The organism is Sediminibacterium sp. FW305-C-269 (assembly GCF_058231045.1).
In genome coordinates, this window is the sequence record NZ_JBIQXQ010000002.1 from 287,976 (window position 1) to 305,310 (window position 17,335).

General features: G+C 46.6%; 9 protein-coding genes. All 9 read left to right on the forward strand.

The annotated features are described in order from the left end of the window. The first annotated feature begins 55 nt into the window (after positions 1-55). The 9 genes from ACH3Y6_RS06620 (at position 56) to ACH3Y6_RS06660 (ending at position 17,256) form a co-directional block, all read left to right on the forward strand. On the forward strand, positions 56-2,755 hold the full coding sequence (locus ACH3Y6_RS06620) for a glycoside hydrolase family 2 protein (RefSeq protein ID WP_490834811.1): 2,700 nt from the start codon (positions 56-58) through the stop codon (positions 2,753-2,755). Positions 2,756-2,764: 9 nt separating this feature from the next. Then, positions 2,765-4,360, forward strand: coding sequence for a glycoside hydrolase family 28 protein (locus tag ACH3Y6_RS06625; RefSeq protein ID WP_490834812.1), 1,596 nt, complete (start codon positions 2,765-2,767; stop codon positions 4,358-4,360). A 42-nt stretch (positions 4,361-4,402) separates the two neighbouring features. Continuing rightward, complete coding sequence (locus ACH3Y6_RS06630) at positions 4,403-5,905, forward strand: alpha/beta hydrolase-fold protein (protein ID WP_490834813.1); 1,503 nt, start codon at positions 4,403-4,405, stop codon at positions 5,903-5,905. Positions 5,906-5,925: 20 nt separating this feature from the next. Further along, complete coding sequence (locus ACH3Y6_RS06635; RefSeq protein ID WP_490834814.1) at positions 5,926-8,085, forward strand: hypothetical protein; 2,160 nt, start codon at positions 5,926-5,928, stop codon at positions 8,083-8,085. A 52-nt stretch (positions 8,086-8,137) separates the two neighbouring features. Further along, positions 8,138-10,165 (forward strand): NPCBM/NEW2 domain-containing protein, encoded by a 2,028-nt coding sequence (locus ACH3Y6_RS06640; RefSeq protein WP_490834815.1) that lies wholly within the window; start codon positions 8,138-8,140, stop codon positions 10,163-10,165. Between the two features lie 2 nt (positions 10,166-10,167). Beyond that, a complete protein-coding gene (locus ACH3Y6_RS06645) occupies positions 10,168-12,183 on the forward strand; it encodes an NPCBM/NEW2 domain-containing protein (protein WP_490834816.1) in 2,016 nt (671 codons plus the stop codon). Positions 12,184-12,259: 76 nt separating this feature from the next. Beyond that, positions 12,260-14,176 carry a DUF8769 domain-containing protein gene (locus ACH3Y6_RS06650; RefSeq protein WP_490834817.1) on the forward strand — a complete coding sequence of 639 codons (1,917 nt, stop codon included), beginning with the start codon at positions 12,260-12,262 and terminating at the stop codon, positions 14,174-14,176. A gap of 184 nt (positions 14,177-14,360) precedes the next feature. Then, positions 14,361-15,506, forward strand: a complete 1,146-nt coding sequence (locus ACH3Y6_RS06655) for a glycoside hydrolase family 88/105 protein (RefSeq protein ID WP_490834818.1) — start codon at positions 14,361-14,363, stop codon at positions 15,504-15,506. Positions 15,507-15,537: 31 nt separating this feature from the next. Then, on the forward strand, positions 15,538-17,256 hold the full coding sequence (locus ACH3Y6_RS06660; protein WP_490834819.1) for a prenyltransferase/squalene oxidase repeat-containing protein: 1,719 nt from the start codon (positions 15,538-15,540) through the stop codon (positions 17,254-17,256). Positions 17,257-17,335 lie beyond the last annotated feature (79 nt).

Genomic DNA, 17,335 nt, shown 5'->3' on the forward strand with positions numbered 1-17,335 from the left:
GTTTATCAAGGGAATTAAGATAAAGTCCATACTAAAAGGACCAAGGACAACTAAGATGAAAATTATTTTACATAGTATCTGGATGGGGTTACTGTTCACTGCTGCTTCGGCGCAGGTGAAGAATCTTGCCAAGGATGAAAAGAGGATCTACCTTGATTCACGTGAAGTGCACGGTGGAAATTTCAACTGTGTGATGAAGAGGTCGGCCGAGCTGACTGTAACGCCGGAACAGATCTCCAGGCCTGGTTTCGCAACAGTTGGATGGATGCCGGCCATAGTTCCCGGAACAGTACTCAATTCCCTGGTCCATAATAAACTGTACCCGGAACCTTATTATGGTATCAATAATAAGTTATCCAGTAAACTGATACCCGATATTGCTCAAACAGGCAGAGATTTCTATACCTACTGGTTTCGCACGGAACTAATGATCCCGGCCTCTTTCAAAGAGAAGAACATCTGGTTGCAGGTCGATGGTATCAATTATCGTGCAGAGGTCTGGGTAAACGGGGACCAGGTCATGCATCTGTCGGGAATGTTCCGGCAGGACCAGGTCGATATCGCAGATTTTGCCAAAGTGGGTGAAATGAATGCCATAGCCATCAGAGTATATCCGGTTGACATTCCCGGAACCAATAAGGCAAAACCCTGGCGTGCCCGGGGAGAGAACCGGAACGGAGGTGATGGTAATATCGGGTTGAACACAACGATGCTGATGTCTGTTGGCTGGGATTTCACTTTTAAGGACGGTATCCGCGACAGGAATACAGGTATCTGGAAAAGTATCAGCTTATACGCCACTAATAAAGTAGCCCTGCGTCATCCCTTTGTGCGTTCAGAGCTGGCGAAACCGCATTATGACAGAGCAAATGAAACGGTTTCCGTAGAACTGTTTAACGTGGCCATGAAAACGGTGAAATGTGTGGTGAAGGGAGAGATCGTAGGAGAAGGCATACAATTCGAAAAAAACGTTGACCTGTTGCGCGGAGAAGATAAGACCATAACTTTTACAGCAAGGGATTTTCCTCAGCTCAGCATATCCAGGCCACGTTTGTGGTGGCCCGTAAATAAAGGCAAACCTGAATTGTATGAACTGAAACTGGTTGCGTATGTGGATGGTGTTCCGGGAGACTCGGTAAAAACCCGATTTGGTATCAGGGAGATCAGAGCCGACAGGAATACACCGGATAGTTCCAAGACATTTTATGTAAATGGCCGTAAGATCTTTATCCGTGGCACCAACTGGATACCGGAAGCCATGTTACGCATTTCTGATGAACGCACTTATTCAGAGCTACGTTATACAAGACAATCGGGTGTAAACCTTCTGCGATTATGGGGTGGAGGTATTGCAGAGTCCGATTATTTCTATCAGCTATGTGATGAATTGGGGCTGCTGGTATGGCAGGAATTCTGGCTTACCGGCGATACCAAACACCCGAATGATAAGGATCTCTATTTCAGCAATCTTTCCGCTACCATCAAACGGATACGTAATCACCCTTCTGTTGCTTTCTATGTGGCATCGAATGAAAGTACAGAAGTGTCGGGTATCCGTGAAGTATTGAATAGCCTGGATGGTACGAGGCCTTACCAGATGCAGTCTGAAGTAGATGGCGTGCACGATGGCAGTCCTTACCAGCAGGTCAATCCCATGCAGCATTATGAAAATACGGCGTCTGCCAGGGGCAGCAGGGTAGACGGTTTTAATCCTGAATATGGTGCGCCATCCCTGCCAACTGTGGAAGCACTGCGCGAGATGATGGACGAAAAGGATCTCTGGCCCATCAATAAAGCGGTATGGGATTATCTGGATGGGGATGCTTTTCACGGAATGACCGGTAAGTTCAAGGACCTGGTCGATAATTATGGCACTTCAAATTCGATAGATGAGTTCGCCAAAAAAGCACAATTGCTGAATGCCGTCAATGCCAGGTCGGTATGGGAGGTCTGGAACGCCAATAAATTCGGGTATGGCGACAGATATTGTTCCGGCCTGCTGTTCTGGTACCATAACTCACCTACCCGGCAGGTATGTGGCAGAATGTGGGATTGGTCGCTGGAGCCTACCTCTGCTTTGTATTACACACAACAGGCATTGGAACCCTTGCATGCACAGTTCGATTACCTGAAGAATACCGTATCGGTATCCAATGATTATTTCAGGTCATTCGTTAACTACCGGCTCAAAGCGGAAGTATACGACCTGAACAGTAAGCGGGTCTTCTCTAAATCGGTCATCCTGGACTCGATACCCGAAGATGCCGTGCTGAATAACCTGATCACCATAGATTTTGGACAGCAGATAACACCTGTGCATTTTATCAGATTATCAATTACTGACGAAAAAGGAGCACCTGTCACCAGCAGTTTTTACTGGCGATCCAATAATGCCTATCAGGGTAAGCAAACCCTTACTGGTCCGGCTTCTGCAGGTTTAGAACCATTGGCAACCATGAAGACCTCCAGTTTGCGGTCAACGGTTACAGTTCGGAAGCAGGGTAGTATGCATGTGGTCGACATTGATATGAAAAATACCAGCAATCAGATCGCCTTTTTTACACAATTGCAGTTGCTCGATGGGGCATTGAAACCTGTACGACCTTCTTTTTATACCGATAACTTCTTTTCGCTGTTACCGGGTGAAACCAAACACGTGAGCATAGAGACAGCAGCTATTGGTGATGATCTTGATTTAGCAAAACTGGTAGTAAAAGGTTGGAATATTCCTGCGGTCACTTATGAACTCAAATAAATGAATGTCATGAAGAAAATATGTTTCGTCTTTTTAGTCCTGCTTGCTTCTTATACGACACAGGCACAGCAGGAAGTCCTGATCACCCAATATGGGGCTATCGCAGACGGGCGAACGGTTAATACCAGGGTCATCCAAAAACTGATCGATGACTTGTCAGCAAAGGGTGGAGGTAAACTGATTGTTCCTCCGGGAAATTTCATGACCGGTACACTGGAACTCAAATCAGGAGTGGATCTGCACGTTTCCCTGGGCGCCGTATTGCTGGGGTCACATGTAACAGATGATTACCGGAAACTGGTCGGTGGTCGTGCCGCCGCTCTGGTAATGGCTGACGGACAAAAAAATATTTCTATTTCGGGTGAAGGTATCATCGATGGCCAGGGACAGGAACTGATGATGGATGTGTTCAAAAAACTAAGAAGTGGGGAAGTTAAGTCGGACTCATCCTGGTTGCTGAAACGACCAGGCCCCGGACGCGCACTGGTCTTGTTATTTAATAACTGTAAGGACGTTCGGGTAACAGGCATTACATTGAAGAATGCCTCGGATTGGGTACAGGACTACCGTGGATGTGATGGTGTGGTGATCGATAAGATAACCGTGCAAAGCACTGCTTACTGGAACAATGATGGATTGGATGTGACCGATTCCAGGAATGTCCGTATCACCAATTGTTACATCAATGCCTCCGATGATGCGCTTTGTTTTAAATCAGATAATGTGAATGGTTCCTGTGAGAATGTCTACGTAGACAATTGCATTTTGCGCTCCAGTGCCAACGGTTTGAAATTCGGGACTGCCAACCATGGAGGGTTCCGGAATTTTAAGATCACCAATCTTACGGTATTTGATACGTATCGTTCTGCTATTGCACTGGAATCGGTTGATGGCGGTTTCATGGATAATATCGATATCCGGAATGTACAGGCTAAAAATACCGGTAATGCCATTTTCATCCGTCGTGGTCACAGAAACACGGGAGGTAAAGTGGGAACACTGAAAGATATCTATATCGCCAACGTGAAGGTGGAGACACCATTGCTGAAGCCAGACCAGGGTTATCCGATCGAAGGTCCGCCAGATCATTTGCGTCCGGGTTTTGATAAGATGCCGGTGCGTCCTTCTCATTATCATATCTATGGGCATCCCTATCTTCCTTATAACCTGGTGCCTTCTTCCATTGTAGGGATACCTGGTTACCCTGTACAGAATGTGACACTGGAGAACATTGAGATTAGTTATGGGGGAAGAGCGGATAGAGCTATTGCACATATCCCGTTGACAGAGATCACCCGGATCCCCGAAAATGAAGCGGCCTATCCTGAGTTCTCGATGTTCGGTGAATTGCCGGCCTGGGGTTTGTATATGCGCCATGCAGAAGGCATCACACTGAAAAATTTCAAAGTGAGTTATCTCGAAGAAGATTTCAGGCCAGCTTTTGTGTTTGATGATGTAAAAAAGATTGAGCTGGTAGGGGTGAGTATCCCAACAGTGAAGGAGTTACCTGTCATACAACTCAATAATGCAGAAGCTGTTTCCTTCAAAGGGTTGAATATTCCTGTTAAGGATGAGAAAGCCATTATAAGGACCAATTATAAATAATACTGTCATCAGTTGATACAACGAACGACCATACTGATTTTTTTGCTTCTGGGTTTATCAGAAGCTGTTTTCAGTCAGCAAGTACCCCTGGTGGAGGCGAAACTGTTTGTAAGCGATTCATTGCGGCATGTTTTCCGGACAGGAGGACGTTTACTACTGCATATTACCCGGCAGTCAGAAAAAGAGCCCAGGAACCGGTCTGAGATCACCATTGGTGTAACTACGCCCGATAGCTGGAATGGACAAGAACCCTTCGTTTTCAATACCGCTGAGAAAACGGTATTGGCCAATGGGTTGGCTAAGATCAAAGACGATCCCGGAGGAAAACTGTATTATCAGTTCGTATATAAACAGAATAGGGATGATGGCAATGAGAATGTTCCGGGTAATCTTTACAGTGCCGTTGATTCCTGCGTGGCAGGCGATCAGCTGAAAGTAACGGCTTCCCTCAAATACCTGATCCCTCAGCCGGGTATCATAACACATACCCATGTTAGAAAAGTAGAGATGCGGAGTGAATACTTATCGGCCTTCTCAGGTTATCCGCGTTATCTGCGAGCTTCCATACTCTTTCCTTCGGGATATTTCGATGCTCCAGTCAGGTCCTATCCTGTCTGTTATCGCATACCCGGTTTGAATGGGAGGTATACGGCTATCAATGGTATGATGAATAATACAGATTTTACTACCTGGTGGTTCAGCAAAGAAGCTCCCCAGGTGGTATATGTGTTCCTAGATTCGCAGGGACCTTATGGAGATACCTACCAGGTCGATTCAGAAAACAATGGTCCATGCGGGAAAGCACTGACAGAAGAACTGATTCCTGCGATCGAAAAGATGGTTCATTATGACACTGCCAGTCATGAACGATTCCTGGCTGGATCTTCCACCGGTGGGTGGGTGGCCATGGGACTTCAGGTCTTTTACCCAGACTTTTTTGACGGTACCTGGTCATATAGTCCGGACCCCCTTAATTTCTCGCATTATGGTTTGATCAATATCTATGAGGACAGTTCGGTGTTTTATAATAAATGGGGTTATCTGCAACCGGGCAGAAGAACGGTTTATGGGGAACCTACCTTCTCGATGAAGGAATGGATACACGGTGAGAATGTGAATAGCAGGACCAGCGATTACCGTATATCTGGCGGCCAGTTTGGCACTTACAATGCTGTATTCGGTCCCAAGGGAACGGACGGTCTGCCTACGATGATGTTCCATCCGGTTACGGGAAAGATCGATCATACGATCGCAAAGCAATGGGAAAAATATGATCTCACCAGGGTCTTAGAGAAGAACTGGCCCGTGCTTGGTCCCAAGCTGCAGGGTAAAATATGGATGTGGATGGGAGATATGGACGGATTGTACTCGAATGTTGCTGCCCGTTTCTTTCAGAAGTTTATAGAAAAAACAGAGAACCCCAAATCAGATGCGCAGCTCCATTTTACGCCCATGGCCGGGCATAGCCAGGAATGGAGCGACAAAGCCGTATTGAGAATGGTCGCAGAAAAAGTAAAAGCCCATCAGGATCGTAAAAACAATTAGAGGAATAACGAGCTCGCTATATGAAAAAGATCACTGCATTATTAATGTTACTATTCGCTGCAATCACCATTTCGGTGGCACAAACATCCAGGATAAGATACGTGGATGTATTTGAGAATACCAACCATCCCCAGGTAGCTTATTGGTTTTTTGCAGCCAACATGATGGATGAGAAAGCATGGATGGGAAAAATCGACAGTTTTGCACGCTACAGCAAATACACGCTGATCTTCCTTACAGAAAGGAATGGGTGCAATTTTTATGATGTTACGACCATGCATCCCGTATTCGCGAAACTGGTGAAATATGCACATACGAAAGGACTTCAGATCGGTCTCCAGATCTGGAAGCGTGATTTTGATACCAGGATAGAAAACACAGAGAGACTAATACAGGATGGAGAAGTAACGCTGGATGCTGCCGGCAGTGCCAGTTATAGAGTTGCGGCCAAGGGGTCACGTGATATGAAATCTATTCTCAGGAGTGAGTTGTTTAAAATATATGCTTTTCGCAAGACGGGAGATGGGTTCTATGATCCGGCCAGTCTGAAAGACATTAGTTCTTTTGCAAAATCAGATACTACAAAAGAAACGGTATCTGTTTCGATTAATGCAGGCAGCCTGCTGAAAGGATATACCGCTTTCATCATGACGCAGCATTATTATAATTCCTGCAGTAATTATTCGGAGCAGGTCAAGGACATGCTCCTGGGTGCCTTCAAAGCATATGCGGATATCCCCTTTGATGCCATTGGGATAGATGAATACAAAAGCCTGCGGATCGTACAGCAGAAAGTACTGGAATCCGCAAAAGATGTATTCAGGGAACGGCTGTACTCAATCGGTATGGGCAAAAAAATATCAGCCCAGAGCGGCAAAGAGCCCGCCCGATTTTTGCTGGATATGCGGTATGCACCGGAAGGAAGGCCAGAAATACGGATGAAAGCCATCAACCAATATATGCAGCTGGTTCGCTTTGCTACGCTGCCTGTTGAAGCAGCCATGTATGATCTGGGTAAAAAAATGTATGGCAAAAATACATTCATTGGATTACACAATACTTTTCATAACAACCTGGATAAAGATGAAGTTTGGCAAACCGGCGTTACCTGGTGGAGCATTAAACGGGATTACGGGCATACGGATGAAGAAACGGCCACACCCATACAGGTGGGTATCGGCATGAGTTATCCGAAGAACGCCATGTATAACATGTATTATGGAAAAGACCTTACACGGATCTGGACAAAAGCCCTGACCGATCTGCGTTACGGTATCCGTACACACTACCATGCTGCCAATGACGTGCAGGGTTGGGGCGTTTCTATCGACGATCCTGCAGCATTGGCCAAAATTAATAAGGTAGAGAATGCCGCAAGGTTGCTGAACCACTTTAATCCACCCTTTCCACAGATACGGTTATTGGTCGTGTATGGAATGGAAGCCATGTATAACTGGTATCCTGATCTTTCAAGACGGGGCATGTACGATATCAATGATAAGCTTGAAATGGAAAAGAAATCAGTGGCGCTCTGGCAGAAAGGATATCTCAATGCATCTGTACCTACAGACCTGATAGAAGATGGCCGACTGCATCTGAACGCGGCCGGCAAGCCTGAATTGAATGGATATACATTCGATGCGATCATACTGCTGAACCCGCAGTACGCCAAACCCGCTACCACGCGTTTTTTCCAGACGTATGTGCAAAAAGGCGGCAGGTTATTGCTGGAGGGCAATGCTACGCATGATTTCATGGGTAAGGATATTACAACAACCTGGAAACAGATCGCCGGTAAAGCCACGGTCATCGGGTATTCATTGGAGAATGTGGCCCGGTTAGGTATATTACCGAACAAGCTGGAAGACGGAGTGGTGAACGAAGAGGGTTCATTCACTTTTACCAATACAGCTTCATTGGACAGTGATCGGCCCGCTATGTTCCGGTTCGAATATAAAGGCAACCTGTATACCGGGCAATATAAAGGGCTGGCAGCTGTGAAACTGGATGCCAATGGGAACCTGCAAAAACTGGCGGCGACCGGGTTCTCTTACCTCCATAAAAACGGGAAAGAAATATTTGAACTGACAAAAGAAGCTGACGTGTTTGTTCAGAAGTGTAAAGATGGATCTGAGGTCATTATCGCTGACCCGGGTAAATCTGTAACGGTAAAAAAATAATGATTCAATTTTAGTCAGATCATTCAATGAGAAGCAACCTATGATAAGGAACATGAACAAGAACAGGTTAATTCAAAAAGTAGTTGCCTGTTCACTGGCAATGTCATTGCTGGCATCAGCCGGAGCGCAAACACAAACAGCCGTATATCTGGATGAGCTGGGTATTCCGTCCTTTAATGAAGCCATACCGTCCGTATCTCTGAAAACGACATCGGGTGGTGGCACCATTGAGATCAACCGGGTACGTTACGAGCGTGGATTAGGTATACACGGTACAAGTGCCATTTATTTTTTCCTGGATGGCAAAGCCAGGTCATTCACTGCAGAAGTGGGAGTTGATGATAAGGCTGTAGAAGGCATCACCAGCCGATTCTATGTGATCGGTGATAAAAAGATCCTTTTCGAAAGCGGGGAAATGAAATTGGGCGATGCGGCCAGGAAAGTCAGCGTAGATCTCACCGGTATCAAAAGGTTGGGTTTGCTGATCCTGCCAAAAGAAGAATCGCAACGTGCATATGCTAACTGGGCCAATGCACAGTTCGTGATGCTGGATAAGGAACTGCCAAAACCGATCCCTAACGACGGGGAAAGATATATTCTTACACCCCGCCCTTCAGCCAAACCGAAGATCAATTCTCCGGCCATCTTCGGTGCTACACCGGGGAACCCTTTTTTATATACGATACTGGCTACCGGTGAAAAACCTCTGGTTTATGCGGCATCCGGTTTACCCAAAGGCGTAAAACTGGATCCGGCTACCGGTATCATCAGTGGTGTTGTGAAAGAAAGAGGTACTTACACGGCTACGCTACAAGCCAAAAATAAACTGGGTATCGCATCCAAAACGCTGCGTATCAAAATAGGCGATACTATTGCACTGACACCTCCCATCGGGTGGAACGGCTGGAACTCCTGGGCAAGGGATATAGATCAGGAGAAAGTGCTGGCTTCTGCCAATGCTATGGTGAAAATGGGATTACAGAGTCATGGATGGACCTACATCAATATCGATGATGCCTGGCAGGGCCAACGGGGCGGCAAATACAATGCCATCCAGCCCAACCCCAATAAGTTCCCTGATTTTAAGGCGATGGTGGATACGATCCACGCCAAAGGACTGAAACTGGGCCTTTATTCCACACCCTGGATCTCCAGTTATGTGGGTAAAGTAGGTGGCTCCTCCAATTTCATGGATGGCACATATACCGATTCCATTGAAAAGGATAAAAGAGCCAACCGGTATGTGGGAAAATATCGTTTTGAAAAAGAAGATGCCTTGCAGATGGCTGAATGGGGTGTTGATTATTTGAAATATGATTGGCGCATCGACCTCAATTCTGCAGAACGTATGTCTGTTGCGTTAAAGCAATCAGGAAGGGATATCCTGTACAGTTTGTCCAATTCAGCGCCGTTCGCACTGGCTAAGGATTGGGCCCGTATTGCCAATGCATGGAGAACGGGTCCGGATATCCGCGATAACTGGTTAAGCCTCTATGTGTCGGCTTTTACCCTCGATAAATGGATGCCCTATGGCGGACCGGGGCATTGGAACGATCCGGATATGATGATCCTGGGTAATGTTACCACGGGCTCTAAACTGCATGCCACCCGTTTAACACCCGATGAACAATACAGCCATGTTACGCTATTCAGTTTACTGGCAGCTCCTTTACTGATCGGTTGCCCTATTGAGCAACTGGATGATTTTACGCTGAATCTGCTCACCAATAGTGAGGTGATAGAGATAGACCAGGACCCGCTGGGCAAGCCCGGAAGATTGTTGCTGGAAGAAAATGATATGCAGGTATGGGTAAGACCGCTGGAAGACGGTTCTTATGCAGTGGGCATATTCAATATCAATGGATTTGGAAAAACACCACAATCCTATTTCCGCTGGGGTGATGAACAACCCCGAACGTATGAGTTGGACCTGTCCCGGATCGGTTTGAAAGGAAAATGGAAAATCAGGGATGTATGGCGGCAAAAGGATCTTGTTTTATCAGCAGATCGGGTCAGTTCCACAATTCGTCACCATGGTTCGGTGATGTATCGCTTGTTCCCACAAAAAAATAAAAAATGATTATGCATAGGATCTGTATACGAATCATCACTGCAGGATTATTTATTTTTTCCGCAACAGCCGTTGGTGCACAGATAGCCCACAACCTTTGGCTTGACGACTTGCCTATTCAGACATACTCAGAAGGCATTCGTCCCGTACAGGCAAAGACCGGTTACGGTAAGGAACCACTTCTGGTAAATGGCGTGCCTTATACACGTGGCTTAGGAGCCATCAGTATCAGTCTACTGTCTTTTTACCTGGATGGACAGGCTACACGATTCACAGCCAAGGTAGCACCAGATGATAAGGGTAATAAAGATATTGCCGTTCGCTTTTTTGTAGTGGCTGATCAGAGAGTATTGTTCGAAACACCCTCCATGCGGATAGGTAATGCTCCCAGGGAAGTGGATGTAGACCTGACAGGTGTACGCCAACTTGGTTTGTTGATCACGGATTCGGTAGGTGGTGTGGCCAATAAACGTACTTACGCCAACTGGCTGGAGGCGAAACTGGAGATGAAAGATGATTTCAAACCAGGTCATGTACCTATGCACGATGAGAAATACATACTCACGCCACCCGCAAAACAAATACCGGCGATTCATTCACCAAAACTTTTCGGTGCCACACCGGGTAACCCCGTACTGTATACCATCGCTGCAACAGGAAAAAGACCTATGGCATTTTCGGCAAAGGGTTTACCTGATGGATTGCATGTTGACGGCAGGACAGGCATCATCAGTGGTTCAGTGAAACATCGGGGAGATTATGTGATCACAGTTCAGGCAAAGAATGTATTGGGAACTGCTACGCGGAAAGTTGTCATCCGGATCGGTGATACCATTGCACTCACACCACCTATCGGATGGAATGGGTGGAACTCGTGGGAAGCCAAAATAGACCAGGCCAAAGTCATTGCTTCAGCCAATGCCATGGTGAGTAAGGGATTACGTGATCATGGCTGGTCTTATGTCAATATCGATGATAGCTGGCAGGGTATTCGCACAGGGCCAGATACTGCGCTGCAGCCCAATGCAAAATTCCCTGATATGAAAGGATTGGTGGATCATATCCATTCACTTGGCCTCAAAGCAGGTATTTACTCCACACCCTATATCTCCAGTTATGGTATGTATGTTGGCGGGTCATCAGCTTTTCCTGCAGGCGGTGAGCGGCGGGAAACCTTCCTGACCAATAAACCTACCCGCAAGGGAACCTACTTTTTTGAAAGGAATGATGCCCGGCAATGGGCCAAATGGGGTTTCGACTTCCTGAAATACGACTGGCGCATTGATGTTGCCGCAACAGAAGCGATGTCGAATGCACTGAAACAGTCGGGACGTGATATCGTGTTCAGCTTATCCAACAATGCTCCATTTGAAAAAGTGAACGATTGGGCACGGCTGTCGCATATGTATCGTACCGGGCCGGATATCAAAGACAGTTGGACAAGTCTTTTTACGAATGTGTTCTCACTCGATAAATGGTCGCCTTATACCGGTCGTGGTCATTGGGCAGATCCGGATATGATGATCGTGGGAGATGTATCGATCGGCCCGGAAATGCATCCTACGAGACTAACACCGGATGAACAATATAGCCATATTACCATCTACAGCCTGCTGGCAGCGCCGATGCTGATCGGTTGCCCAATAGAAAGACTGGACGATTTCACCCTTAACCTGCTTTCCAACGACGAAGTGATCGAAGTGAACCAGGATACCCTTGGCAAAGCAGGCAGGCTGGTGCTGCATGAGGATGGCGTACAAACATGGCTGAAACCGCTGGCTGATGGCTCTTATGCGTTGGGTCTCTTTAATATTGATGGATACGGGACAACGCCCAGCAATTTTTTCCGGTGGGGAAATGAGAAGGAGAAGAAATATCGCCTGCAGCTTGGTAAAATAGGTTTACAGGGCAAGTGGAAACTGCGTGATCTATGGCGCCAGAAAGATGCGGGGGTATCCAATGGGGTCCTGTCGGCATCCATCAGACATCATGGTGTTGCTTTTTTCCGTTTGCAACGGTTGCCATAAGTGCTAATGCCCGGGATGGGATGATTAGTTCGTTTACCGGCTTTTGAATTGATTACTCAGAATTGAAATCAGAGAAATGAAAAAATATATCATTGTTTTATCGCTGCTGCTTATTTCTTTCACGGCAGTTGCGCAGATGCCGAAAGGCTATACGATCCCGTCGATGCCTGATCCGGCGGTAAGAAAAGCCACACTGGAACGGGAATGGGCAGCCGTGCAAAGAACACCCCCGCAATTAGGCGTTAGGGATTGTTTTCTGTTCCTGGTAGATGCCATGGATGCTAACTTCCTGCAGCCGGCGCAGGTAGAATGGTTACTCAAACTGGTAAAGACACGGATGATCACAGACCCGAAAGCAGGCAGAAGTTATGGGAACATTTTCTGGGGCTGGCACGAAACAGGAACTGACATCGGCGATGGTAATAATGTACAGTTCTGCATGCAGTATGGCATACTGGTAAAACTGCTGTTCAACGATCGTTTGTCAGAAGGTGCGCAAAAGGAATTGGATGATATTTTTGCACTTGCCCTGAAAGGAGGCCGTAACCAGGAGATCCGCATTTCTTATACCAATATCTACCTGATGCGGATCTGGAACTTTGTTTCCTACGGACAGGTATATAAAGACCAGGCTGTTTTAAATGAGGGCAGGAAATATTTCGATCTGTGGCTGCAACATGTGGCACGCTATGGGAACCGGGAATATGATAGTCCTACGTACTGCGGTGTAGACCTGGAATCCCTGTTACTGATACATACCTTCATCACTGATCCGGACATCAAAAGCAAAGCCGCTGATGTACTGCGCTTCTTTCTGACCGATCTTAGTGCACACTATAATGCCCGTGGCGGTTATCTGGAAGGGGCCCATAGCCGCGACTACAACCGTGTATTCGGACTGGATCTGCTGGAAGAGAAATATTTCAATCCTTTATTGGGCAGAAGCAATAACAATAACCATCTGTTTCACCAGATCTGTACCGATGCACTGAAGAAGCTGGGACTGTCTCCGGCACAGAAAGAGCTGATGACCCGCAAGAACCGGTTCATCGTTCAGCGTTGGGATAGCCTGGCACATACCTATGCCACCGACTATCATGGTGATAAAGTTTCTATCGCATCTACCAACCAGGCATACAGTCCGGATGATAAACCTTTTGTGATGTACCTGAGCAGTCCCCAAAAGCCGGCCATGCCCAATATCGTATATGTGTTGGAAGGAAGGGACGATCACTACGGAACCTGGAGCGCAACAGGTATGGGAGAAAAGATGAAACAGCTGATGCCTGCGAATTATCCGTTGAATGGAGGATGGAACAAGACTAGACACCTGATGCCCTTCATGCAGTCGGCACAGAACAAGGGAGAGTTCGTGATGCTGGTGTCGGGCACCAAAGACCATAACTGCATTAAAGAATACCTAAATTCAACGATTATTCTTCCCGATACATTTGATGAGATCTGGATCGGCAAAACCAGGAAACCGCTACCGGCAAAAGGAGAGAGCCTGGTATTGGATGAGACCAACACTTTTTTTGCGAGGTTCGAAGATGTGGCAATTGCTTTCCGCTACCTCCATTATAATGCTGCTGAAGGGGTAAGACCTGCCTTGTATAACGATGGTTTCGCCTATACTTCCAGCCGTGAGCAGTTTACGCTCAAACACAACAAAGCACTCCGCCTCACCCTGCAGCATCCGAACGATGGGAAAGCCACGATTGCTATGTGGTGGAAAACCGCTGAGGGGATCCGGACCGATGCAGACTTTACCAGATTCCGCCAGTCTGTGTTGAACGCACCGGTGACCATACAGGAAACCAATGGTATTACTGAAATCTGTGTGCTGACCGCTTCCGGAAAACTGGGTGTTCAGACTGACCTGGTGAATAAAAAACGGGTTTCCTACATAAATCCATCAGTATTGCCGCAAGACTTTCTGTTTATGGTCGACGGCGTAGAACTTGGTAAGCCCATCATGGCGAAATATCGTTAAGTAGTAAACGGCTTATCCTTGCCGTTGAAAGAACAATACCCGGATCCTTTTGACACGAAAACGATTTCGCAAAAAAGCATCCGGGTGTTTTCTGCTAATCCTACTAAAACGTTTTAACTTACCAATGCTAACCGATAAAGATTGCACTGTAACGGATAACGTTTACAGGAACAAACCTACTGCCATGAAAAGAATGACTATTTTTTGTGTTGCTTTATTCTTATGCACGGTTTCCCATAGCCAGTCCTGGGTTGATTCTGTAGATAAACATGGACGCGATGTTTATATGCCTGCGGACAAATACAAATGGGACTGGGGACAGGCAACTTTTCTGAATGCATTGGTACATCTGTACAACAGTAAAACCCCTGCTGATAAAAAATTATATTTCGATTATATCAAAACTGCCATGGATGCTACGTATGCAGTAGCCAATGGCAAACATCCGAATGCCGTGGCTTCGGCACATGGTATGGCTTTCCTGGCCAGGATCACCGGTGATAAGAAATACCTTGATAAGAGTAACGAGATCTATGCGCAATACCTGCAGGTGCCGCGTTCACCTAACGGAGGAGTTTCGCACAGGGCCGAAACCGTTGAGTTATGGGATGATACCGTGTATATGCTCAACATGTTCCTGCTTGAGATGTATCGCCTGACAGGTGACGAAAAATATATAGCAGATTTTGTTGAGCAGTTCAACGCGCATAATGAAAAACTCACCGATCCTGCATCCGGTTTGTGGGTGCATGGATGGGATGCAGATAATATCGATTACAACGATGGCTGCAGCATCATGGGCTGGCCCGATAAAACCACACGCAAGAGCAGCCAGATCTGGGCAAGAGGGAATGGTTGGGTGGGCATGGCCCTGTCAGATGCGCTGGAAACCATCGCTAAGAACTCCCGCTACCGGAAACCTCTGGAAAAAGCATTCCTGCATTATGTGGAAAGCATTGCCCCCTGGCAGCACAAAGAATCCGGTCACTGGTATCAGTTGATCACACTGCCGGAAAACCCAAAGAATTTTCTGGAAAGTTCCTGTACGGCCATGTTTGCTTATACCATCACCAAGGGCTTGCAGCTGAAATTGCTGAATCCTAAAAAATATGCGCCAATGGTCGATAAAGCCTATAAAGGGTTACGTGAGATGAGTCTGGCCAGCGCTGGCGGCGCTTACCTGATACCCGCAAGGGTTTCCGGCGGAACCTGCGTAGGCGATGAGAACTATTATCTTACCCGTAAAATCACCGAAGGAACTGGTTTTGGTTATGGCTCATTTATCATGTTCGGCCTTGCTTACGAACAATACAAAGGCATACGTAAATAAGGGGTCATTTACATCAGTAATTCAAAGCAGTATGGATAGAAGAAAATTTGTAGCACTGGGTACCAGCTCCGTTTGTTTGATGCCGTTCCTGGGTATAGCTTCCTGGCTGCAAAGGGAAAAATATATGGCTCCAACAGTAAAACCCCCGTGGCTGGTAGACCTGATCAGATTCAATGATCAGGATCTGACAGAGCTTCGAAAATACAAGGTCACAGATAATGCTCACCGATATTTTGGTGGTTACATGTCAGGAGTGTCGATCCCCAATCCGCATAGTACCTGTGCATTCATTAATAAGGCAGCAGAAGCAGTGGCCAGCCCTGAGTCGGCTTATTATCAGTCGACAGCGATCATCACAGATATGAAACAGGCATTGCATGCGCTGTTAAAAATGCAGCATGCCGATGGCACCATTGACCTGGTGGATACGAATTTTCATTCTACACCGGATACCGCTTTCATGGTGAAGCGATTGGTGCAGTCATATAATATCCTTCAGGCTTCCGGTAATAAGGACGCAGACGGGGTGCTTGTTTTATTGCAGCAGTTCCTTCAAAGAGCAGGTGAAGCCTTGATCGTAGGTGGGATCCATACGCCTAATCACCGTTGGGTAGTAACGGCTGCGCTGACCAAACTGAATGAAAAATGGCCCGATGCCCGTTATGTGAATAGGGCCGACCAGTGGCTGGCTGAACATATCGACCTTGACCCTGATGGACAATACACGGAAAAAAGTACTTATGGATATTCTGCAGTGATAGATCGTGTGCTCATTACTGTTTCCAAAGGGCTACACAAGCCTGAATTACTGGATGCTGTTCGCAAGAACCTGCGTATGATGCATTATTACCTTCACCCAAATGGGGAAGTGGTGACGGAAGCGTCGAACCGACAGGACAAGGGACAGATCGGTACTATCGAGAACTATTATTATGCCTGCCGTTATCTTGCATTGCTGGATAACGACGGGGAAATGGCAGCCATGTGCCGACTGATCGAAAAAACTTCCTTCCGGAAACTGACCGATTCGCTGAGTTATTTTCTGGAGGATCCTTCACTTTGGAAAGAGCTTCCGGATAGTAAGCCACTTCCTGTAAGTTATGTAAAATCATTCCCTTATTCCGGTGTGGTACGTATCCGTAGGAATGAGTGGGATACAACGATCCTCTCGAATAATCCGGGCTGGTTAACTTTTCATAAAGGCAATGCCGTACTGCAGGCAATGCGTGTAGCGGCTTCTTTTTTTGGAAAGGGGCAATTCCAGTCAGATACGATCACACAGAAAGGCAATGTCTGGGTCTTGACACGCAAACAGGAAGGCCCCTATTTTCAACCGCTACCACCCGAAAAGATTTCGCCCGATGGCGATATGGCCAAAATGCCCAGGTCGGCCCGCAAACAAAGTGAAGTACAATACCTGGAAACAACCGTCACCATTACAGAAGCGGGAGGCGGTATTAGCATAGAGGTCGATATGAAAGGTACTGACGGTGTTCCTGTGTCTATGGAACTGATCTTCCGAAGAGGTGGACAATTCACCGGGGTGCAGCCATATGTTGGGAAAGCAGATGCTTATTTGTTCAAAGAAGCACAGGGGACGTATACAGTTGGTAATGACACGATCCATTTCGGCCCGGGTAAACAGGAACATAAGGGCGTACAGTTACGGGGGGCTTTACCGGCGGCAGATGTGCCAACAGTGTATCTCACCGGATTTACCCCATTCAAACATACCATACAATTATCCTGATAGCGGTATAATAACGCATGAGAGTACATGGACTGTACATATCTTTAAAGAGATATAATAACTAAAAAAAAACAGTATT